This window comes from Colwellia sp. Bg11-28 (genome assembly GCF_002836245.1).
GTDB lineage: Bacteria > Pseudomonadota > Gammaproteobacteria > Enterobacterales > Alteromonadaceae > Colwellia > Colwellia psychrerythraea_A.
Genome location: NZ_PJBA01000006.1, coordinates 1,004,614 through 1,026,856, shown reverse-complemented (window position 1 = coordinate 1,026,856; position 22,243 = coordinate 1,004,614). Strand labels below are relative to the sequence as shown.

16 protein-coding genes are annotated in these 22,243 nt (G+C 38.4%); 11 read left to right on the top strand and 5 right to left on the bottom strand.

All coding sequences use genetic code 11. The annotated features are described in order from the left end of the window. Nucleotides 1–127: 127 nt before the first annotated feature. The 11 genes from CXF79_RS11545 to CXF79_RS11495 all read left to right on the top strand — a co-directional run bounded on the left by CXF79_RS11545 (nucleotide 128) and on the right by CXF79_RS11495 (nucleotide 13,902). Nucleotides 128–1,666: an arylsulfatase gene (locus CXF79_RS11545; protein ID WP_101155032.1), complete on the top strand. Its 1,539-nt coding sequence runs from the start codon at nucleotides 128–130 to the stop codon at nucleotides 1,664–1,666. 244 nt (nucleotides 1,667–1,910) lie between these two features. Then, nucleotides 1,911–3,419 (top strand): arylsulfatase, encoded by a 1,509-nt coding sequence (locus CXF79_RS11540; protein WP_101155030.1) that lies wholly within the window; start codon nucleotides 1,911–1,913, stop codon nucleotides 3,417–3,419. A gap of 202 nt (nucleotides 3,420–3,621) precedes the next feature. Further along, entirely contained in the window at nucleotides 3,622–4,506 is an 885-nt protein-coding gene (locus tag CXF79_RS11535; RefSeq protein WP_101155028.1) for a formylglycine-generating enzyme family protein, read from the top strand. Between the two features lie 33 nt (nucleotides 4,507–4,539). Then, nucleotides 4,540–6,843, top strand: a complete 2,304-nt coding sequence (locus CXF79_RS11530) for an ammonia-forming cytochrome c nitrite reductase subunit c552 (RefSeq protein ID WP_232769153.1) — start codon at nucleotides 4,540–4,542, stop codon at nucleotides 6,841–6,843. 99 nt (nucleotides 6,844–6,942) lie between these two features. Beyond that, the gene (locus CXF79_RS11525) at nucleotides 6,943–7,929 is read left to right on the top strand and encodes an AAA family ATPase (protein WP_041737786.1); all 987 of its coding nucleotides are present in this window, start codon (nucleotides 6,943–6,945) and stop codon (nucleotides 7,927–7,929) included. A 9-nt stretch (nucleotides 7,930–7,938) separates the two neighbouring features. After that, the gene (locus CXF79_RS11520) at nucleotides 7,939–8,976 is read left to right on the top strand and encodes a DUF58 domain-containing protein (protein WP_011043778.1); all 1,038 of its coding nucleotides are present in this window, start codon (nucleotides 7,939–7,941) and stop codon (nucleotides 8,974–8,976) included. Then, entirely contained in the window at nucleotides 8,973–9,662 is a 690-nt protein-coding gene (locus tag CXF79_RS11515) for a DUF4381 domain-containing protein (protein WP_101155024.1), read from the top strand. Before CXF79_RS11520 ends, CXF79_RS11515 begins: the two co-directional genes overlap by 4 nt. Further along, entirely contained in the window at nucleotides 9,659–10,753 is a 1,095-nt protein-coding gene (locus tag CXF79_RS11510; RefSeq protein ID WP_101155022.1) for a VWA domain-containing protein, read from the top strand. Before CXF79_RS11515 ends, CXF79_RS11510 begins: the two co-directional genes overlap by 4 nt. Further along, complete coding sequence (locus tag CXF79_RS11505; RefSeq protein WP_101155020.1) at nucleotides 10,750–11,739, top strand: VWA domain-containing protein; 990 nt, start codon at nucleotides 10,750–10,752, stop codon at nucleotides 11,737–11,739. Before CXF79_RS11510 ends, CXF79_RS11505 begins: the two co-directional genes overlap by 4 nt. Continuing rightward, the gene (locus tag CXF79_RS11500) at nucleotides 11,733–12,512 is read left to right on the top strand and encodes a hypothetical protein (protein ID WP_101155018.1); all 780 of its coding nucleotides are present in this window, start codon (nucleotides 11,733–11,735) and stop codon (nucleotides 12,510–12,512) included. Before CXF79_RS11505 ends, CXF79_RS11500 begins: the two co-directional genes overlap by 7 nt. After that, nucleotides 12,502–13,902, top strand: a complete 1,401-nt coding sequence (locus CXF79_RS11495; protein WP_232769152.1) for a BatD family protein — start codon at nucleotides 12,502–12,504, stop codon at nucleotides 13,900–13,902. The genes CXF79_RS11500 and CXF79_RS11495 overlap by 11 nt, the downstream gene beginning before the upstream one ends. A gap of 222 nt (nucleotides 13,903–14,124) precedes the next feature. Here the strand turns inward: CXF79_RS11495 and CXF79_RS11490 are convergent, their stop codons facing one another. From CXF79_RS11490 to ydiJ, 5 genes are all read right to left on the bottom strand, one after another. Next, complete coding sequence (locus tag CXF79_RS11490) at nucleotides 14,125–14,418, bottom strand: integration host factor subunit alpha (protein ID WP_011043782.1); 294 nt, start codon at nucleotides 14,416–14,418, stop codon at nucleotides 14,125–14,127. A gap of 3 nt (nucleotides 14,419–14,421) precedes the next feature. Further along, nucleotides 14,422–16,845 carry a phenylalanine--tRNA ligase subunit beta gene (pheT, locus tag CXF79_RS11485; RefSeq protein ID WP_101155014.1) on the bottom strand — a complete coding sequence of 808 codons (2,424 nt, stop codon included), beginning with the start codon at nucleotides 16,843–16,845 and terminating at the stop codon, nucleotides 14,422–14,424. Nucleotides 16,846–16,856: 11 nt separating this feature from the next. Next, complete coding sequence (gene pheS, locus CXF79_RS11480) at nucleotides 16,857–17,852, bottom strand: phenylalanine--tRNA ligase subunit alpha (protein ID WP_011043784.1); 996 nt, start codon at nucleotides 17,850–17,852, stop codon at nucleotides 16,857–16,859. A 355-nt stretch (nucleotides 17,853–18,207) separates the two neighbouring features. Beyond that, on the bottom strand, nucleotides 18,208–18,441 hold the full coding sequence (locus CXF79_RS11475; RefSeq protein ID WP_011043785.1) for a hypothetical protein: 234 nt from the start codon (nucleotides 18,439–18,441) through the stop codon (nucleotides 18,208–18,210). 114 nt (nucleotides 18,442–18,555) lie between these two features. Beyond that, on the bottom strand, nucleotides 18,556–21,765 hold the full coding sequence (gene ydiJ, locus CXF79_RS11470; RefSeq protein ID WP_101155012.1) for a D-2-hydroxyglutarate dehydrogenase YdiJ: 3,210 nt from the start codon (nucleotides 21,763–21,765) through the stop codon (nucleotides 18,556–18,558). Between the last annotated feature and the right edge of the window lie 478 nt (nucleotides 21,766–22,243).

Sequence of the window (22,243 nt, the reverse complement as noted above, 5' to 3'; positions counted from 1 at the left end):
AAATTATTGCCTTTATTAAGAAATAACATCATATTAATAACGTATTGTTGGTAATTTATACGAACATTGTTATTTTTGCAGATCAAAAATAACCTGTTTCTTTGGTAATCATCATAAGGAAGAAAAAATGATTAAAAATAAATTAAAAATGTTGATGATGGGTGCAAGCTTGATAGCGACTGCATCCGCAACAGCAGCGGAGAAGCCAAATATTTTATTTTTCTGGGGCGATGATATAGGACGTACCAATATCAGTGCCTACAGCCACGGTATAATGGGTTTTAAAACACCTAACATCGATCGCATAGCTAAAGAAGGTATGATGTTCACCGATTATTATGCAGATCAAAGCTGTACCGCTGGTCGTTCAACGTTTATCACTGGACAATCAGGTTTACGTACCGGCATGACAAAAGTTGGCTTACCTGGCGCTAAAGAAGGTATTCAAGATAGAGATATTACTATTGCAGAAATGTTAAAAGCTAAGGGCTATACCACAGGTCAATTTGGTAAAAACCACTTAGGTGATAAAGATGAACATTTACCCTCTAATCATGGTTTTGATGAATTTTTTGGTAACCTTTACCATTTAAATGCAGAGGAAGAGCCAGAAGACCCTGATTACCCTAAAGATCCTGCTTTTAAGAAAAAATTTGGACCACGCGGTGTTATTCACTCTTATGCCGATGGTAAAATTGAAGATACCGGCCCTTTAACTAAAAAACGCATGGAAACAGCTGATGATGAATTTGTCGCTGCAGCCATGAAATTCGTTGATAAAGCAGTGAAAGCTAAAAAACCTTTCTTTGTTTGGGTTAATACTGCAGGCATGCACTTTAGAACACACATCAATCCAAAACATGTGGGTCTTTCAGGTCAAGGGTTCTATAACGATGTGATGGTCGCTCACGATAATCATGTTGGCATGATGTTAGATCAACTTGATAAGTTAAAAATTACTGACAGTACAATTGTCATGTACTCTACCGATAATGGCGTGCACTACAATACTTGGCCAGATGCCGGTATAACACCGTTTGATGGTGAAAAAAACAGTGAAAAAGAAGGTGCTTATCGTGTTCCAATGATGGTGCGCTGGCCTGGTAAAATTAAAGCCGGTGAAATTTCAAACGAAATGATGGCTCATTTAGATTGGATGCCAACTTTAGCTGCCGCTGCAGGTGATACTAAACTCAAAGAAGACATGCTTAAAGGCAAACGTCGCTTTGGTAATAAGCAATCAAAAATTCATCTTGATGGCTATAATATGCTACCCCACCTTACGGGTAAAACAGAGAAAAGCCCACGCAACATTTATCATTATTTAAATGATGAAGGTTTCCCTGTTGCCATTCGTATTGGTGATTGGAAAATGGTTTATGCAGAAAATCGTGGTAAAACCTTGGCCCTTTGGACAGAACCTTTCACTATGCTAAGAATGCCTAAAATCTTAAACTTACGTCGTGACCCGTGGAGTAAAGCTGAAGAAAACTCTAATTCTTACTACGATTGGATGATTGATAAAGCGCCGTATATCTATTTAGGTTTATCAGAAACAGCTAAGTTTTTATCAACCTTTAAAGACTATCCACCTAGCCAACCTACTGGCTCTTGGTCAGTTGAAGCGGTATATGATACTTTTTTGAAAAAATCTGAAGGTAAATAATACGCTATTTACCTATACTTAAAAGCCCAATGTTTATTGGGCTTTTAAGTTTGCTTTACATTACTGTTTAATTTTATAAAAAATGTAATAAACAATAGTAAAAACAACTACTACGGCTACAAATTGACCTCTCATTAACAATAGATTTATCAAAAAATTTGTGTAATATTAGAAATGATACTAATTCGCATATTGCTCATTAACCGTTGAACAATATACTTATCCATTGTGAAAAGGAAAAGAAATGGTAACTCAAAATAAGTTAAAGAAACTGGTTTTAGGTTTAAGTTTAATTGCTGCTTCTAGTGCAGTAATGGCAACAACCGATACCGCGAAACCTAATATTCTCGCCATCTGGGGCGATGATATCGGCCCATTTAACATCAGTGCATATAACCGCGGCATTATGGGTTATAAAACCCCTAATATTGACCGTATTGCTAATGAAGGCATTATTTTTACTGATTCCTATGGTGATCAAAGTTGTACTGCGGGTCGCGCTGGTTTTATTACCGGACAACACCCTATGCGTACAGGTTTAACTAAAGTAGGTTTACCTGGTGCAAAAGAAGGGCTTAATAAAAAAGACCCTACCATTGCCGAATTACTTAAGCCTCATGGTTACATGACCGGCCAATTTGGTAAGAACCATTTAGGTGACCAAGATGAGCATTTACCGACTAACCATGGTTTTGATGAGTTTTTTGGTAACCTTTATCACTTAAATGCAGAAGATGAACCAGAGCATCCTGATTACCCTAAAGACCCAGCCTTTAAAAAGCGTTTCGGTCCTCGTGGTGCTATCCATTCCTTTGCCGATGGTAAAATTACCGATACCGGCCCTGTGACTAAAAAACGTATGGAAACTATCGATGAAGAGTTTTTAGGCGCCGCACTTAAGTTTATCGATAAAGCTCACGCCGCTAAAAAACCATTTTTTGTCTGGTTCAACTCTACCCGTATGCATGTTTGGACACGCTTAAAGCCTGAGTCTGATGGCGTTACTGGCCAAGGTTTATATGCTGACGGCATGGTTGAACATGACGGTCATGTAGGTCAATTACTGGATAAAATTGATAAACTAGGTATAGCTGAAAACACTATTATTATGTACACCACAGATAATGGCGCTGAATTAGCCTTATGGCCTGACGGTGGTTACACGCCATTTAGAGGTGAGAAAAACACCAACTGGGAAGGCGGCTACCGTGTTCCTATGATGGTTAAATGGGCGGGTAAAATTAAGCCTAACCAAGTCTCTAATGAAATGATTTCATTAATCGATTGGATGCCAACTATATTAGCTGTTGCTGGTGATACAAACATCAAAAGTAAACTCAAGAAAGGCACGAACGTTGGTGGCACTAAATTCAAAGTGCATCTTGATGGCTATAACTTTTTACCGCACTTCTTAGATATAACCAAAGAAGGTCCTCGTAAAGAGTTTATCTATTCTTCAGATACTGGTGACATTGTTGGATTACGATACGAAGATTATAAATTCGTTTTTAAAGAACAACGAGCACATGGTTTAGAAGTATGGCAAAACCCATGGACAACATTACGTGCACCTAAAATATTCAACCTAAGAATGGACCCTTATGAACGTATGGATCATGAGTCTGAAGGTTATGGTCAATGGTGGGCTGAACACATGTTTTTAATGGCCCCTGCTATGATGAAAGTTGCTCAATTTAAAGCAACGTTTAAAGAGTTTCCTCAGCGTCAAAAACCAGGAAGCTTCGTGCCATAAACTTCATTAATAACTGAGTGATTTTATAACCACTTAATAATATTAATGTTGCAGAAAGCAAAGCCATCAACTGTTTTGATGGCTTTAACTTTCTTACTTTATAGCTGTTCGTTGACTGTTATAAAGTAAGAATTTTTTCATTAGAATATTTAATTTCCATCAACTTATATCCACTTTACTTTAGTAAGAATCCACTGTTGTTATGAACAAATTTTATATATTTTCATCGCCTTCACTACGCGCTATTTTACAGTTCTCCATCATTACTAGCTTATTATTTGTAAGCCTAGTAGGTCATGCAAAATCCGTAGAAGCGTTAATAGAATCATCTGCTGATAAAGTTGAAAGTGAAAATAAAAAACAACGGGTATTTTCGTTACCTAAACCAATGCTCGATGAGTTAATGAAAAACATGGTACTAGTTGAAGCAGGTAGCTTTGCGATGGGCTCTGACTCACCTTTAGCGAGAAACCGTGAAAAACCTGTCAGGCAAGTCAGTCTTGATGCTTTTTACATTGGGAAATATGAATTAACTCAAGATCTGTTCGAGCAAATTATGGGGTGGAACAATAGTTTCTTCGCCTGTGATAAGTGTCCGGTAAATAACATAAGTTGGTTTAATATGCTTTTATTTATTGAACGATTAAATAGTGCTACTGGTAAAGAATTTAGTTTACCTACCGAAGCTCAGTGGGCGTATGCTGCAAAAGGTGGCAATAAGTCTCAAAACTATCGATACAGTGGTTCAAACAATATTAATGACGTTGCTTGGTTTGCTGATAACGCAAAAAATAAAAGCCACCCTGTTGGCCTCAAAAAGCCTAACGAACTTGGTTTATACGATATGACGGGGAATTTATGGGAATTTTGTCTTGATGACATGAGCCGACAAGCTTATACCTTCACAGAGAGTCATAACCCTTTTATGGGTGATAAAGAAAACCTTAAACAAAAAGCAATGAAAGTTATTCGCGGTGGCGGTTATGAGTTTTCCGCAACAGAAAACTTAGTATTCATGCGTGATGGCGCTACTAATAATGTACGTATGGCAGACATCGGATTCAGATTAGTCATGAGCAAAATTTAGATGTTAAATAATTTCCTGGAGCATTATTTCCACATGATAAAATCACCAAAAAGCGCCTATTTTGGACTGCTTTTTTTAGTACTTAATACTTTTATAGGTCAAAGTTTTGCTCAAACTTTTGTTGGTTCAAAAGCCTGTATTGGTTGTCATGAAAAAGCCTATCAAGACTGGCAAGGGTCACATCATGATATGTCAATGAAACATGCCGATAGCAAAAGTGTTTTAGGTGACTTTAATAACGCCACATTGGCTACACAAGATAAAAAGTCTGACAAGCTGAATACCTTTTTTAAAAAAGGCCCTCAGTTCTGGGTCAATATCAAAGGTGAAGATGGTAAGTTTCATGACTATCAAATTAAATATACTTTTGGTTATGAGCCACTACAACAATATATGGTTGAGTTCGATGATGGCCGAGTTCAGCTGATACCTTTCGCTTGGGACTCTCGAGTCAAAGAAGAAGGGGGACAACGATGGTTCAACCTTTATCCCGATATGACTGAAAAACATCAAGAATTCTTTTGGACCAATACTGGTCAAAACTGGAACTACATGTGTGCTGACTGCCATTCAACCAATGTAGATAAGAACTTTGATATCAAAACAAATTCCTACAATACTACTTTTAGTGAAATTAATGTCGCTTGTGAGAGCTGCCATGGGGCCGCCAGTGAACATTTGACTTGGGCTAAGCAATCTAAAGATAAATCTGAAAACACAATAAATAACATGCCATTAGATGGCAAAGGCTTTAGCCATGATTTATCAAAATCAGTACAAAACTGGCAAGCAAAAGGCAATAAAAAAACCTTAACTCCAAAAAGTATTGAACATAGCCAACAAGTATTAGTGTGCGCGCAATGCCATAGCAGACGAACTCAAGTAAGTACTAACGACCATGTAAAAGGTAATGCCTTTGGTGAGCGTTATTTACTTGATTTAGTTTCAAGCACCAATTATCACCCTGACGGACAAGTCTACAACGAAGATTTTGTTTATGGTTCTTTTTTACAGTCAAAAATGTACAAAAATGGCGTGGTATGTAGCGACTGTCATAACCCGCACACTGCACAATTAAAACTTCCAATCGAAACACTTTGCTTGCAGTGTCATCAAAGTGATAACTACGCATCAACACAACATCATAAACATCCTGAAAGCTCTACTGGTGCACAATGTGTTAATTGTCATATGCCTGAGACGACATATATGGAAATTGATGCCAGACGTGATCATGGCTTTCATATACCAACGCCTAATTTAGCCCAGAAATTAGGCACACCTGATACCTGTTTAAGTTGTCATGAGAATAAAGATAGCCAATGGAGTGCTAGCAAGGTTAATGCTTGGTATCCTAAATCAACGGTTGAAACTGAAAAAGACTTTGTCGCGGTTTTCTCTGCTATTAACTTAGCGTTAAATGAGCAACAACTTCAAGGCGTTTCCTCAGAGTTATCTCGCATTGCTCAGACTATCAGTTATGCTGGCATTATCCGCGCCTCTGCATTAACTAAAATGGCTAGCGTATCTAATACCAATACTATTATCGCTATTGCTAGAGCCGTTAAAAACCCTGATGAAAATATACGATTAGGTGCAATCGAAGGGGCTCAAAATATGGCTGCTGCTGAAAAGTGGCGCATATTATCACCTTTATTAAACGACAAAGTGTTATCGGTAAGAATCAATGCTGCTTTTGCCTTAACCAGTTTGTGGCAAAACTTATCCGTACCACAAAAAGAACAATTAACACCCGCCCTGAATGAATATATCGAAAGTCAGCATTTTAATAATGATCGTAGTTTTTCTCATTCTAATCGAGGAATTATTGCCGCCTATCAAGGACAATACGATCAAGCCATTAAAGCTTTCAAACAAGGCATCGCAATAGAGAAACATTTTGCACGAACTTACCTTAATTTGAGCCAAGTTTATTATCAACGAGGCGAAAACCAAAAAAGTATTGAAATATTGCAGCAAGGAAAATCCGCAAACCCTGATGATGCCAGCCTGCCCTATAATTTAGGACTCGCGTATATTAGGGTTCAAGATAAAGTAAAAGCAGCACAAGCATTAGCCATTGCTACACAACTTGCCCCCCAAAATAGTCATTATTTTTATGTTTATGGCTTAAGTTTAGAGCAGCAGAAACCTAGTGCCGCTTATGGTGCTTTGTATCAAGCATTTCAACTGAGTAATAACCCGCAACATTTATATGCGCTATGTGACATGCAAGTCCGCCATAAAAGCGGTTTAGCAAAACAATGTTTAGCACAACTTGCCCCGTTAGTGCCCAGTAATGTGATGCAAACGCTTAGGCAACAGTTAAATCAATAAGGTTTCCGTTATGTAAAACAATTAGCTACTTGTTAGCTAACTGTTAGGAAATGAGCTAATTAAAGTGGAATAAAAAAGGATTGTTTTATGAGTAGCAAAATGAATGACCAAGAGAGTAATAAGTCTAATGCGCTAGCGCAGTTACAATTATTAAAAACACAAATTGAGCAATCAGTTATTGGTCAGTCACATGTTGTAGACTCGCTACTTATTGCCCTGTTAACTAATGGTAATATTTTATTAGAAGGTTTGCCCGGCACAGCAAAAACCCGTTCAATTAAAACCTTAGCACGCTCTCTTGCCGTAGATCTTGGTCGAGTACAATTCACGCCCGATTTATTACCCTCTGATGTCACTGGCACAGAAGTTTACCAAGAAGTTAACGGCAAACCCGTACTAACTTTTCAACAAGGTCCTATTTTTAATAATCTGTTACTTGCCGATGAAATCAATAGATCGCCTGCTAAAGTACAAGCCGCACTATTAGAAGCGATGGAAGAAAGACAAATCACCGTTGCCGGTAAAACCTACAAATTACCTGAACTTTTTATGGTATTAGCAACCCAGAACCCAATTGAGCAAGAAGGTACTTACCCGTTACCAGAAGCGCAAATGGATCGATTCATCATGAAAATCAATCTTGATTACCCCGATGATGCTGCTGAAGGTGAGATCATAAAATTAGTACGCAGCGAAGAAAAGAGCGTACAAACTGTTGAAAATATTAGTCCTGAACATATTTTCACTGCCCGAGATGAAATCCATACCATCCATGCCAGTCAAGCCATCATCGATTACATTGTAGCCATCGTTATGGCAACGAGAAAACCCGAACGATATCCTGACTCTCCGTTGCAGCAATGGTTAACTGTTGGCTCAAGTCCAAGAGCGAGTATCGCCATTGATAAATGTGCCCGCGCGCAAGCCTGGCTAAACGGAAAAGACTTCGTTGACCCTGACGATGTTCGATCTGTGGCTCATTCTGTTCTACGCCATCGCTTAGTACTCAGTTACGACGCTTTAGCTGACGGTATTACTGCTGATGCGGTAATAGATGAAATACTTAAACAGGTGGCTGTTGCCTAAGGGGTTCAGATGAACACCAACACACCTCCTAATAAAAAAAAGTCTGCAGATGACTCTAAAGATAAGTCAGCAATTTACGTTGACTTAAATGAATTACGTCGTCTCAAGTATTTAGCTAAAGGCTTTTCGTTTACACCCAATCAGCCAGCAAACAGTGCCTTAAGTGGTAAGAACGTCTCTAAACTTCGTGGTCGCGGACTCAATTTTGAAGAGCTGCGCCATTATCGTCCAGGCGACGATATTCGCTCTATGGATTGGAAGGTCACGCAAAGAACCGGAAAACCCCATATCAAGGTGTTCACCGAAGAGCGTGAGCGCAATGTATTTTTAGCCATAGATCAACGTATGACGATGTTCTTTGGTAGTTCAAATAAAATGAAATCAGTGATTGCCGCTGAGCTTTCCGCTTTAATTGCTTGGCAAATAAGTGATAGTGGTGATCGCATTGGCGCAGTTATTTATAATGATCAACAAACCAAAGTTATACCCGCTAAGCGTGGCAGACAACATGTTGTCAATTTACTCGCTGAAGTATTGAAGAAAAATCACGAGTTATCCATCGACCTGTCGAGCAAAGATAATGCTCACCAACAAGTTGACGATAGCGAGTCCTATAACAAAATGTTGGCAACCTTAAATAAAGTCTCAAGTCATAATGGTTTAATCATTTTAATTGGTGATGGCCATGGTTTTAACGATAAAAGCACCGATTTTGTTAAGCAATTAAGGCAGCATAATGAAGTTATTGCCTGTCACATTTTTGATCCCTTAGAGCAGACCTTACCCAAAATGTCACAAATGATTGTCAGTGATGGTGTGCAACAGATCCAGTTTTCTTCAGAGAAAAAGCACGTTCAAAAAAATTATGAAGCTGAAATAGCTCGTCAGTTAGAGAGTTATGTCAAAGCGGCGAAAAAGTACCGTATCCCGTTAATCGAAATAGATACCATTGCTCCTGTTGAACAACAACTACGTAAAGCCCTTGGTCACAAAGCAGGAAGTCAAACTGGCGCTAAAACAGGACATACCACAGGAATTAAATCATGAGTTTTGAAAAACCTTGGGGTAATTATTTACTCGAGGCCATTGTCGAAACAAAAGCACCAGACATGATTAGCTTTTGGCCTCAAACGATTGCTTGGCAACTACTTTTTATTTTATTGATAATGCTTATTATCAAAAAAGTTTATCTATCATGGAAGAATTATCAGGCTAACGCTTACCGACGCGAAGCCCTTGTTTGGCTTGCTCAATGCTCTCTTTCTAATGAAGAAGATATTAGGCAATTACCCGCATTACTTAGGAAAACGGCGATGCTCGCTAATAATCGTCAATTGAAAGAAAGTAACTCCTTTCCTATTAATAATAACAATGGTGGAGATAAAAGTAACGATGATACTGGCGAAAACCCTAATACTTCTTTTGCGATAAAATGCAAACAAGAAATTACGGTGTTAAGGGGAATACCTTGGGTAAAATGGCTCGACCAACAGTGTAGTCAAAGCCATTTTCATGAAAAAGAAGCGCTGTCTTCATCAGATTATTACTCTTGTGAAAGGTTATTAACTCAACTTGCCTATATGGACAAAATAGACCTTAACAATATTCCGTTTAATACAGGGCTGATACAACTACGCCAACAAATAGAATTATGGATCAAGCATCATGAATTGCCCGTTGCAACTGAAGTAACACCAGCTTGTAGTGATACAGATGATGGAGTGGCAACATGATCGAGTTTGTTTATCCCTGGGCGTTTGTATTGCTCATAGTCCCTTTTGCTGTAACGTTGTTTGCACCTGCTTATAAAGAACGAAAATCATCCATTAAGGTGCCCTACTTTGCTCGACTTGTTGATGTAACCGGTGAAAAACCACAAAGTGGCGCGGTATTACTTAATCGCAATAACCTGCAAAGATTAATTGTTGCTTTCTCATGGCTGTGTATTGTCACTGCTATCGCTAAACCTGAAATGATTGGTGCACCGATTAATCAAGAAAAGTCCGCGCGTGACTTAATGATAGCAGTCGATTTATCCGGCTCTATGGCAGTCGAAGATTTCACCTTACCTATCGACACCAATGAGCTAACGAATAGAGCAAAAAATGACACTGATTCTAGTGCAACAAAAAGCAGTACAAACGACACAGGTAAAGGTGAGAAAGTTAATCGATTGGTCGCTGTTAAGCATGTGCTCAATGCCTTTGTTAAAAGTCGCGAACATGACAGATTAGGTCTTATCCTGTTTGGTGATGCGCCATATCTGCAGGCCCCTTTTACTGATGACATAGCTACATGGCAAGCTTTACTGAACGAAAGCGATATTGGCATGGCAGGTCAAAGTACCGCTTTTGGTGATGCCATTGGCTTAGCCATCAGCGTTTTTCAACAATCTGACACCCAAAATCGTGTGTTAATTGTATTAACTGATGGCAATGATACTGCTTCAAAAGTTCCGCCAGTAGAAGCCGCTAAAGTTGCTGCTGCACGAGATATTAAGATATATACCATCGCCATTGGCGATCCAAGCGCTGTTGGTGAAGAGAAAGTAGATCTTGAGGTTCTGCAAGCAATGGCAGAAATTACCCAAGGTAAAAGTTTTCAAGCACTAAACAGTGAAGAATTATTAAAAGTTTATGCTGAGATTGATAGACTTGAGCCACAGCAATTTGACTCACTATCCTTTAGGCCAAGAGTCAGTATTCATCATTACCCTATCGTATTATTTGTCAGTATTTATCTGCTGGCTTTATTTATTGTTAATATTCGAATCCGCCTACAATTATCCAAACAACAACGTAACGTGCTGAGAGGTAAATCATGATTGATGACCTATCGCTATTTTTTGATAATATGCAGCATTTTCACTTTCTGCGCCCTTATTGGTTGTTAGCATTCATCATTATTGTTTACATCATTCGCGCCTTTTCACTACGCGATGATAGTTTAGCGCAATGGCGGTCTTTAATGTCGGCTCAAGTATTGTCGCACTTAACGGTGAGCGGTAATAATAACAACTGGTTGTCTCCACAGAAAATGTCCTTAATCTTAGCAGTCCCACTTTGCATCGTGCTAATGGGACCTACTTGGCAACAACAACCCTCACCTTTTAGTGAGAATAATGCACCACTTATCATAGCACTTGATGTATCTAAAACCATGGAACAAGGCGACGTGCAACCATCAAGATTATTACGCGCAAAACAAAAAACCATCGAATTACTTGAACTCAGGGGCGATAGTAAAACAGCGCTCATTGCCTTTGCTGGTAGTGCTCATGTGGTCATGCCAATAACTAATGACAGAGAAATGATCCGCCACTTTCTTGATGCATTAGATGAAAAAGTCATGCCTGTTGCCGGTAAATTACCAGAAACGATTATCCCTTTAGTCGATAATTTATTAGCAACTTCTAACGTGCCTGGCACCGTTTTATTAATAGGTGATGGCGCAACCAGTAATACGGTAAATAGCTTTAAAACGTTTTTTAACAAACAAGGAGCACAACTACTTGTTTGGGGCATAGGTAAATCAGCACAATCGGAAGAGGAATCAGCAACATTAACTGCTGATATTATTCCTTTACAACTTGAGCAATTGAAGGCATTAACGAGTGAGAGTAATGGTCGTCTGATATTAATGAGTAATGATAACAGTGATGTTAACCGGGTTAATAACTACATTAAGCACAATCTTGTTATTGTTGATGACAATAGCAGGCCATGGCATGACTCGGGTTACCCTATGGTATTTGTTGTGGCGGGTATTTTCTTGTTCTGGTTTAGAAAAGGATGGACTCTGCAATGGTAAAATTAATATCAACACTGTGGTTTAACTTTTCAGTACGAACCAATCAGCGAAGCTACCTTAATAAACGTTACGTTAATAAAAGTACATTAATTAGCATAGTAGTTATCGCAACTTGCCTTTTCGCCTATGTAAAACCACAGCAATTTGCTGATTTTTGGCTTACCCGTGATCAACAAGGACAACTACTGTTTAACTTGGGACATTACCAGCAGGCAAGTAACACATTTAAAAGTACTCAATGGCAAGCCTATAGTAGTTATGGCGCTGAGCAATATAAAAATGCAGCAACTCTATATGGGCAGTTTACGGATATCGAAAGTCAATTAGCCAATGCAAATGCCCTTGCCCATGCACGTGAATACTTAAGTGCTCGTAACTTATATCAACAAATATTGACAATTGTTCCCCAAAATAGTGCCGCAAACACTAACATTAAAATCGTTCAGGCCATCATTGATGAAGTAAACCGTTTATCTGCTAGTCAGGCACAAGAAGACGGAGAGTCAATAAAAGAGTTAGGTGACGAACCACAAACTGGCGATGGGGCTGAACGTGAAGTAGCCCCCGAAGAGCAAGAAATAGAACAGCTCAGTGCAGAGCAACTTCTTCTTGATCCGAATCTAAATGAAATGTGGTTGAGACAAGTACAAAAAAACCCAGCATATTTTTTATCTCAAAAATTTTATATGCAGCAAGAAGCTGTTAATCATAAAAAGATAACCACTGATAAAGATAATAATAAAGATGAGAATAAAGGAGTTAATGATGAATAAAAAATTGATTTCCCTACTCACCTTCCTTGTTCTGATTTGTCAGCTAACGATAATACCAGTCGCGACAGCAGCACAAGATATAGAAGATTTAGTTAATCAAGGTAAGTTAACGATTAACTTGAAGGTTAATCGAAAAGAACAACAAATAGTCGGACAAGCTCTCATACTTGCGATCGAAGTATCGACAGTTCGATGGTTTGCGACAGGTAGCCAAATTCAACATTTCACCATGAAAAATGTCGTGATGCAGGCAAACAATACGACAACAATAAATGGTAGCAAACGCACCAATGGTCAAACGTGGGCAACACAAACCCATGAAATCACCCTATATCCTTCGGTATCTGGTACTTATCGAATTGAGCCGATTAATGTAGACATCTCCATTAATACTGAACACGATGGCATAGTCAGCGGCGAACTTAGTACCCAAGAAAGTAGTTTTACTATTGATTTGCCGAAAGCGCTTGAGGGTATTGAAAATTTCATCGTTTCGCCACAGGTAACGCTAATTGTTGACGGGCAGTTCGATGAAGAAAAGAACTATGCGGTAGGAGAAGCCATCACGCAGACGATAACAATTACCGCCGATGACACACCAGCAATGATGATAAAGCCAATTAACTTGGTAGCGAATAATTTAGGAGCTACTGATCTAACACCGCATGATGGATCGACGGATAATAAGGTGGCGAGTAATAAAACCACGTTAGATGGAATCAGCATTTATCACAAACCTGCTCAAGTTTTTGATAAGTCTAATCGAGGTACGTTATTAGGTACTCGGGTAGAGTCTTTTACTTATATTTTTGAAAAGCCGGGACATTATGTAATCGATGAACAAGTTATCTACTGGTGGAATAGCCAAAGCAACACACTGGAGCGTTTGTTGATTCCATCATCCAAATGGACAGTTTCTGACGGGGCCTTAAGCAAAGTTAGTACCGGTAATCCTTTAAAGTCATTTAATTTAACTATTAAAACAGTCATAAATTCAATCGTCATAATAGTGTTACTAATACTTATTTCGCTAGGGGTCACAAAGCGTCATTATTTATCCGCTTTATATAACAAGCTCACTAAACGCGAGCAAAGATTACTTCGTAGTAAATATTTAAATGCAGTAGCTGACAAAAATTACTTAATAGCAACGCAATACCTCTATCAATATGCTTTATTAATAAATAAGCAAACTTACACAGCTGGTTGCGTGCAATCTTCTACATTAAATCAATTGGCTTTCAAGGAAAGTAACGCAGAAAACATACCGTTAAGCTTTTCTGTAAGCGATGCTAAGGTATTAATTAGTAAAATTGATGCTAGTACCTCTAAAAAAGAGGATGTAGCTAATTTTATTCCTAAAGAGCGAATCAACCTTAACAGTGATTAAAACCATTAATCACTAATACTAAATTAATTAACCAGTGCTCCTTCACCTTTTAGTGTTATTTTATCCATAAAAAACCCGTATTAGCTTTCACTAATACGGGTTTTATTATTTTATTTCAGCAAGTACTGGTTCACCTACAGAATAAGGAAGTAAAAATGAATAATTAAATTATTCAGCTTAAATTAGCGAAATTAACATTCCTTATCTTAGTCGCTATATTTATTAGTCACTATTTCCGTCTTCTACACGGCTTTTCAGTTTTTGGCCTGGTCTAAAGGTAACCACTTTACGGGCAGAAATTGGAATATCTTCACCCGTTTTTGGATTACGACCAGGGCGTTCGCTTTTAAGACGTAGGTCGAAATTGCCAAAACCTGAAAGCTTTACTTGATCACCGCTTTCTAAAGTTTCGCGAATTTCTTCAAAGAAGATTTCAACCATGTCTTTTGCGTCGCGCTTGCTCAGCCCAACTTTTTCAAATAAATGTTCTGCTACTTCTGCTTTGGTAAGCGCCATTGCTTAGTCCCTCAGTGATGCATTTAGTTCTGTTTTTAATGTTGCAACAACTCTATCAATGACATCAGTGATGTCTTTTTCTTCAAGAGTTTTACTGGTATCTTGTAATACTAGGGCTATGGCTAGACTTTTAAAACCGTCATCAATGCCTTGACCTTTGTATACATCAAATAAGTTTAGATCAATTAAATAATTTCCGCCAACCTTTTCAATAAGTTGTAACACATTTTTTGCATCAACATCCTCTTTTACTACTATTGCTAGGTCACGGCGATTGGCAGGAAAGCGAGATATATCGGTGGCTTCAGGGATTTTTTGCACTAAAACTTCAGACAATAATAGTTCGAAAATTAATGTTCGACCGTTTAAGCCTAATTTTCTTTCTAATTCAGGGTGTAAGGTTCCAACACAACCGACAAAAACGCCATTTTTAGTAATTTGCGCCGTTTGTCCCGGATGTAAAGCATCAACCTCAGCTTTTGAAAACTCATAACCTTGTGCATCACAAGTCAGTGCCAATAAAGCTTCAACATCACCTTTAATATCATAAAAGTCGGTTGCCGCTTTTTCCATGCTCCAATGTTCATCAACACGAAGACCACTAATAACACCTGCAATCATGTTTTGTTGACGAACACCGTTTTCTGCACTTTCATCTGGAACAAAACGTAAGCCAGTTTCAAATAAACGAATGCGGCCTTGCTGACGATTTTGATTGTAAACCATCGACTGTAACAAACCGGTCCATAAACTTAGACGCATTACCGACATTTCAGAAGAAATTGGATGTGGTAGCGTCATCACCTCTTGTCCTGGGTGCAATAAGGCTTGTACTTTCGGATCAACAAAACTGTAGGTGATCGCTTCTTGGTAATCACGATTTACTAATGTTTGTTTCAGATTTGATAAAGAAAGGTTAGCTTCTTTTTGCTCACACATTTTCAAAGTAGCTTTTGGCGCAATATTTGGAATATTGTTATAGCCAAAAATACGTGCCACTTCTTCAATTAAATCAACTTCGATTTTAATATCAAAACGATATGCTGGCACAATCACTTGCCATACTTTAGCTTCGCCTTCACCTGTAGTGGTTACAGTAAAACCAAGACGCGTAAGAATTTCACTCACTTGTGCATCTTCAATATGATGGCCAATGCGACTATCTAACATTTTACGACGTAAGTTTACGTCTTTTGTTTGTGGAATATCTGCATCAGATTTAGCTTCAACAACTGGGCCTGCTTGACCACCAACAATGGTTAGCAATAATTCAGTCGCTCGTTCTATTGCGTCATGCTGTAACGTTGGGTCTATACCACGCTCATAACGATGTGAAGAGTCTGTATGTAAGCCGTATTGACGCGCTTTACCTAAGATAGCTAACGGTGCAAAAAATGCACTTTCTAAAAATAGATCAGTGGTGTTATTGGTAACACCTGATTCAAGTCCACCAAAGATACCTGCCATGGCTAATGCTTTGTTCTCATCAGCAATAACTAAAGTACCTTCTTTTAACGTGACTTCGTTTTCATCTAATAATGTTAATTTTTCGTCTTTATTTGCGAAACGTACATTGATTCCGCCGTCTAGTTTGGCTAAATCAAAGGCATGCATTGGATGACCCAATTCAAGTAAGATGTAGTTAGTAACATCAACAACAGGGTCTATTGAACGTGTTCCACAACGACGAAGTTTTTCTACCATCCAAAGTGGCGTGGTTGCGTTAGGGTTAATACCCTTAATAACACGACCTAAATAACGAGGACATGCTTCATTAGCCTCAATATTAATGGTAATAACATCATCAATTGTTGGCGCTACAGCAGTAATTGTTGGTTCACTAACTTCTAAAGAGTTCAACACACCTACTTCACGAGCTAAACCTTTAAGGCCTAGACAGTCACCACGGTTAGCTGTTAAATCGACATCAATAGTAACGTCATTCAAGTCTAAATATTCACGGACACATTGACCTAATGGCGCATCACTTGCTAATTCCATAATGCCATCTGAGTCATCAGCTAAACCAATTTCAGATTCACTACACAACATACCAAAAGAAGGTACACCACGTAATTTTGCTTTCTTAATTTTAAAGTCGCCTGGTAATACTGCGCCGACCGTTGCCACTGCAACTTTTAAACCTAGACGACAGTTTTTAGCACCACAAACGATAGTAACTAACTCGCCTTTTTCTACCGTAGTAGAACTGTAATCGCCTAAACTAATTTTTGTTACTTGCAACTTATCTGCATCAGGGTGTGGGCCACATTCAACCACTTCACCAATAACAACACCACTAAATTCGCCTGCTACCGGATCAACACCGTCAACCTCTAAGCCAGCCATTGTTATTTGATGCGCTAAATCATCCGAAGAAAGTGCAGGATTAACCCATTCACGTAACCAAGATTCACTAAATTTCATTATGAGTTTTCCTACTTGAACTGTTTTAAGAAGCGAAGATCATTTTCAAAGAATGCACGTAAATCATTTACGCCATAACGCAGCATAGTTAAGCGTTCAACGCCCATACCAAAAGCAAAACCAGTGTAAACTTCTGGGTCTATACCAACACTACGTAAAACATTTGGGTGAACCATGCCACAGCCTAATACTTCTAACCACTTACCATTTTTACCCATGATATCGACTTCCGCAGAAGGTTCAGTGAATGGGAAGTAAGAAGGACGGAAGCGAATTTCTACTTCTTCTTCAAAGAAATGATGCAAGAAATCATGCAAAATTCCCTTAAGGTGAGTAAAACTAACGTCTTTATCTACCATCAAACCTTCAACTTGATGAAACATCGGCGTATGCGTTTGATCATAATCGTTACGATATACTTTACCTGGAGAGATAATACGCAATGGTGGTTGTTCAACTTCCATAGTACGAATTTGTACACCAGATGTTTGCGTACGTAATACTAATTTAGGGTTAAAGTAGAAAGTATCATGGTCTTGACGTGCAGGATGATGTTCAGGAATATTCAAGGCATCAAAGTTATGATAATCATCTTCAACTTCTGGACCATCTTTTACTTCAAAGCCTAAATCACCGAAGAAACTTTCAATGCGTGCGATAGTGCGAGTTACTGGATGTAAACCACCAATTTGAGTGCCGCGTCCTGGTAGAGTGACATCAATAGACTCCGCCGCTAATTTTTCTTTAATCTCTTGGGCACGTAATAATTCACCACGTTCGGTTAGTAATTTTTGTACTGCTTGTTTAGCAATATTGATTACTTGTCCCATTTTAGGTTTTTCTTCTTTCGGTAATTTACCTAAACCTTTCATTTGCTCGGTGAATAAACCTTTTTTCCCTAAAAAGTTAACACGCACTTGATCAAGTGCTGTTGGGTCTGATGCTTGTGCAATGGCAACTTCAGCCTGCGCTACAATGCTATCTATGGTGGTGGTGTCTAAGTTCATGATTTCCTCTAAAACGGGGTAAATAAACGACTTTAATTAGCTTTTCTTATGAAAAAAGGCCAGCTAGTTAAGCCATTTACCAATAGACTAATTTAAATAATAAAAATGCGATTGATTTTACACGAAAACTTGGCTTTAGGTAGCAGTAATAACGGCTTTTTTAATGATATATAGTCAAACTACATAAGCATGGAGGTTTTAACGGGAATTATAAACGTTTTTAGACAGGAGTTGATTGAAGATATGGTCAAAACTGGCACACAAACCCATAGCTCTTTTAGTATGGCTTTAACAATAAATATATTTATACCGAATAAATGAAGTGAAATTAACGCTTACTTCCTATTACTACCTCTTATTGCTCTTTTGCTTCGCTTTCACGTTTAACTAAAAGAAAGGTTAGATACATTTTTGTCGGTAAAGAAAATACCAAACCAAAGGCAATACACATAGCACTAATAATAATGCCTGTTACGCCGAGTGACTCCATATAATCACTAAATGAGTGTAAATAAATCCCTAGCAGAATCAGAGATATTCCAATGCAAATAGAAATTTTTAATAGTAGAACTAAGCGTTGCTCTGACATAAATCACTCTGCAAAACGTTAAAATAATATAAATATAATATATCAACATTAAACATCAGCACTTATTGAGCAAGATCATTGTCTTGTCCAATAAGTGCATTAATTTTCTGACTTTTAGCTTAAAGAATCCAAGATGGCCGCTACAGGATGTCTGGCTTTTAAATCACTAAAACGTTTCACTTGTGATCGACAAGAAAACCCAGTTGCTAATACTTGTTCACTCGCTAGCGTTTCTAACTTCGCCTGCCAGCTTAATTCAAATAAACCTTTCGAATTATCTAAGTTAGTTTTTTCATGCCCGTAAGTGCCTGCCATGCCACAACAACCAACACTGACTTTTTCTAAGGCTAAACCGAAGTGTTCAAAAATTGATTGCCATTCATTTTCACTGTTCACTAAAGCTGTTTTCTCGGTGCAATGAGAGAAGAGTTTAAATGCCTGAGCTTTTGAGTGCTCTGTTGAGCTAAATGCCCCTTTAAAAGCCGTATCTTCTTTAATAAAAGTTAATAACCATTCATGAGCCAGTAATACCGAAAAATCACCACGTTTTTCTTGCAAGGTTTTCGCGTATTCATCGCGATAACACAAGACCATCGAAGCATCCATTCCCAACATTGGAATATCGAGTGCCGCTAGTTGATTTAAAAAGTCACTGCTTGATTTTGCTGTTTTAGCAAATCGCGCTAAAAACCCTTTAACATGTTGCGCTTTACCATTTGGTTTAAAAGGTAATAAAATCGGCTCTAAACCCAATTTTTTAATCAAGCTCATCATACTTTCTACCGTAGTAGCATCATAAAATGAGGTAAAAGGATCTTGTACTATCAGTACATAACCTTTGCGTTGCTGCGTGGTTAACCCCTGTAATTTAGTTAAATCAAAACCAGAGAAGCCTGCTTTTTTCACTTGTTTTTTTAAGGTAGGCACTGATAATAATGGCGTATTAACATAACCAATAGTTTTGGCTGATAACTTGTCATAGAGCTCAGTGTTAAGTACCGCATTAACGATTTTAGGTGCTTTAGCCATTAACGGCGCAAGTATCTCCACGTTAGCGACAAGGTGATCTTTTAATGGTCTGGCATAACGAGAGTAATATATATTAATAAACCGTGACCTAAAATCGGGTACATCGACTTTAATAGGACATTGGCTTGCACACGCTTTACACGCTAAACAACCTTGCATTGCCTCCATTACTTCATGAGAGAAGTCACCATTACCATTTTCATCTTGTTGTGGTTTACTAATAAAATTAAGTCGAAGTTTATCAGCAGCATTCGTTAGTATCTCTTTAACCGACCAGATGCTTTTCGATGTATTAATGTTGTCTTCAAGTTTTAGAATATCAACGCCCTGCTTCTCTAATAAACGCAACCATTCACGCATTAAACCAGCGCGTCCTTTAGGAGAGTGACGTCTATCTCGAGTAATTTTACTCGACGGACACATTGGGCTATCGGCATCATAGTTAAAACACAAACCATTGCCGTTACAATCCATAGCGGCAGTAAATGACTCTTTAACCGTCACAGGGATTTGTCTATCGTAAAAACCGCGCTTGGTATCATCAACGCTCACCAATTGCTCGCTTGAGTCAAATGGTGTGCAAATTTTACCTGGGTTCATTCTATTAAGCGGGTCAAATGCTGCTTTGATTTTTCTTAGCTCGTTAAACAGGTGTTCACCAAAAAATTCAGGGCCATATTCACTGCGATAGCCCTTACCGTGTTCACCCCACATTAGACCACCATATTTAGCGGTTAGTTTAACGACTTTATCAGAGATGGTACGTAATAACTTTTCTTGCTCAGGATCGCACATATCAAGGGCTGGGCGTACATGTAATACCCCCGCATCGACATGGCCAAACATGCCATAATTTAACTCGTAACCATCAAGTAGTGCACGAAACTCACCAATAAAATCAGCAAGGTTTTCTGGTGGTACGGCGGTATCTTCAGCAAAGGCTAACGGTTTTTGACTGCCTTCAGTTTTACCCAACAAACCAACCGCTTTTTTACGCATGGCATAAATTTTGTTAATACTGGCAAGGTCTGAAGTCACTTGATAACCAATGACGCCACGACTTTCTGATGACTTATCTAATGAACCATCTTTGCTAATTAAAACATCAAGGCCTGAAGTGAGCTGTGCAACCTGAGCGGCTAAGCCTTCAATGCTATCGCCGTTATATTCAACAACATTAATGCCATCCATCACTTTTCCTGGCACATCAGTGATTAAGTCACTGACACTGTGCCAAACAATATCTTGTTTCGCGAGATTTAATACCCTTGAATCTATCGTTTCTACTGACGTTGCCTTGGCTTCAACGAGCGAAGGAGAGTGACGAAGTGCGGAATCAAAACTATCGTATTTGATATTAATGAGTGTTTTAGCAACACGAATAGGATTAATGTTTAGCTTTGCTTCGCAAACAAATGCCAATGAACCTTCTGAGCCAGTGATCAAGCGTGATAAATCAACGCCAATAATGTCACCATCATCATTTGTTTTTAATACGTTCTCTAAATCATACCCCGTTAAAAAACGATTTAATCGTGGAAATGTCTTTAACACTAATTCGCGATTTTCAATACATGAGTCAAGCACTTGCGCCATTATCCTTGCATGAGAAGTCGCGTGTGACGTTGAATGAGAGCTTGCATGAGTTTGGGTTTGACTTTCGCCCTCAACAGTACTTTTCTGAGCTAAGTTTTGAGCTTGCGCTAATGTCATTGGCTCAGTATTTAAGACCTCACCATTAGCAAGTACCGACGTTAGTGCTAAAACATGATTAGACGTTTTTCCATAAACTAACGAGCCTTGCCCAGAAGCATCGGTATTGATCATACCGCCAACAGTTGCTCGATTCGAGGTGGATAAATCAGGAGCAAAGAAAAAGCCATGGGGACGTAGAAAATCATTAAGCTGATCTTTAACCACACCCGCTTCGACACGTACCCACTTTTCCTCAACATTAATCTCTAATACTTTATTCATGTATTTAGATAAATCAACCACAACACCTGGTGTTAAACTTTGCCCGTTGGTACCGGTACCGCCACCACGTGCACTGAATTTAATACTCAGGTATTGCTCATTACTTGCTGTTGTAGCCAGTAAAACAATATCGGATTGAGTACGTGGTTGAATAACCAATTGTGGCAACTGCTGGTAAATGCTGTTGTCGGTTGCGACTGATAGTCTCGCGCTGTAACTGGCATTAATATCACCAGTAAAGTTTTTATCTTTTAATGAACTAATAAAATCATTATATAAAGGAGGAAGATGATTTTGATGACTAATATGGGGAAGCATAACGACTTAACTTTTCTTTTAAACAGGACAATGCTTCGAGTATATCATGTTGAAAATGAATTTTTACTGCATTAAAAGGCAGATATTCAATAATATCACTGAAAAATGAATATTTATTTATACCCGTTACCAATCAAGATGCAGGTTTCAGAGTGCTTGAGCAATTTCAATTCAAGGCGCTGTGATGAAATAATGGTTGTTCAGGAGAATATGCTCCTGCATTCTCTAATAACACCATCCATGTAGCGCCATTATAAATCACAGTAGCGATTAAGTGATGTTGCTCAAGCGCCTCTTCGATGGGTTTAAAATCATTTTATACGGCGTTAAATAATCAAACCATAGAATGACTATGCTTAAATTATCTTCCTTGCCTAAAGTGATTTTAATTTCCACTGAAATCCTACACTTTGAATGGTGACGGGTATATAAGACTATATGAACACTTCTGTTAATTCAGCAATGATCATGATTCAAA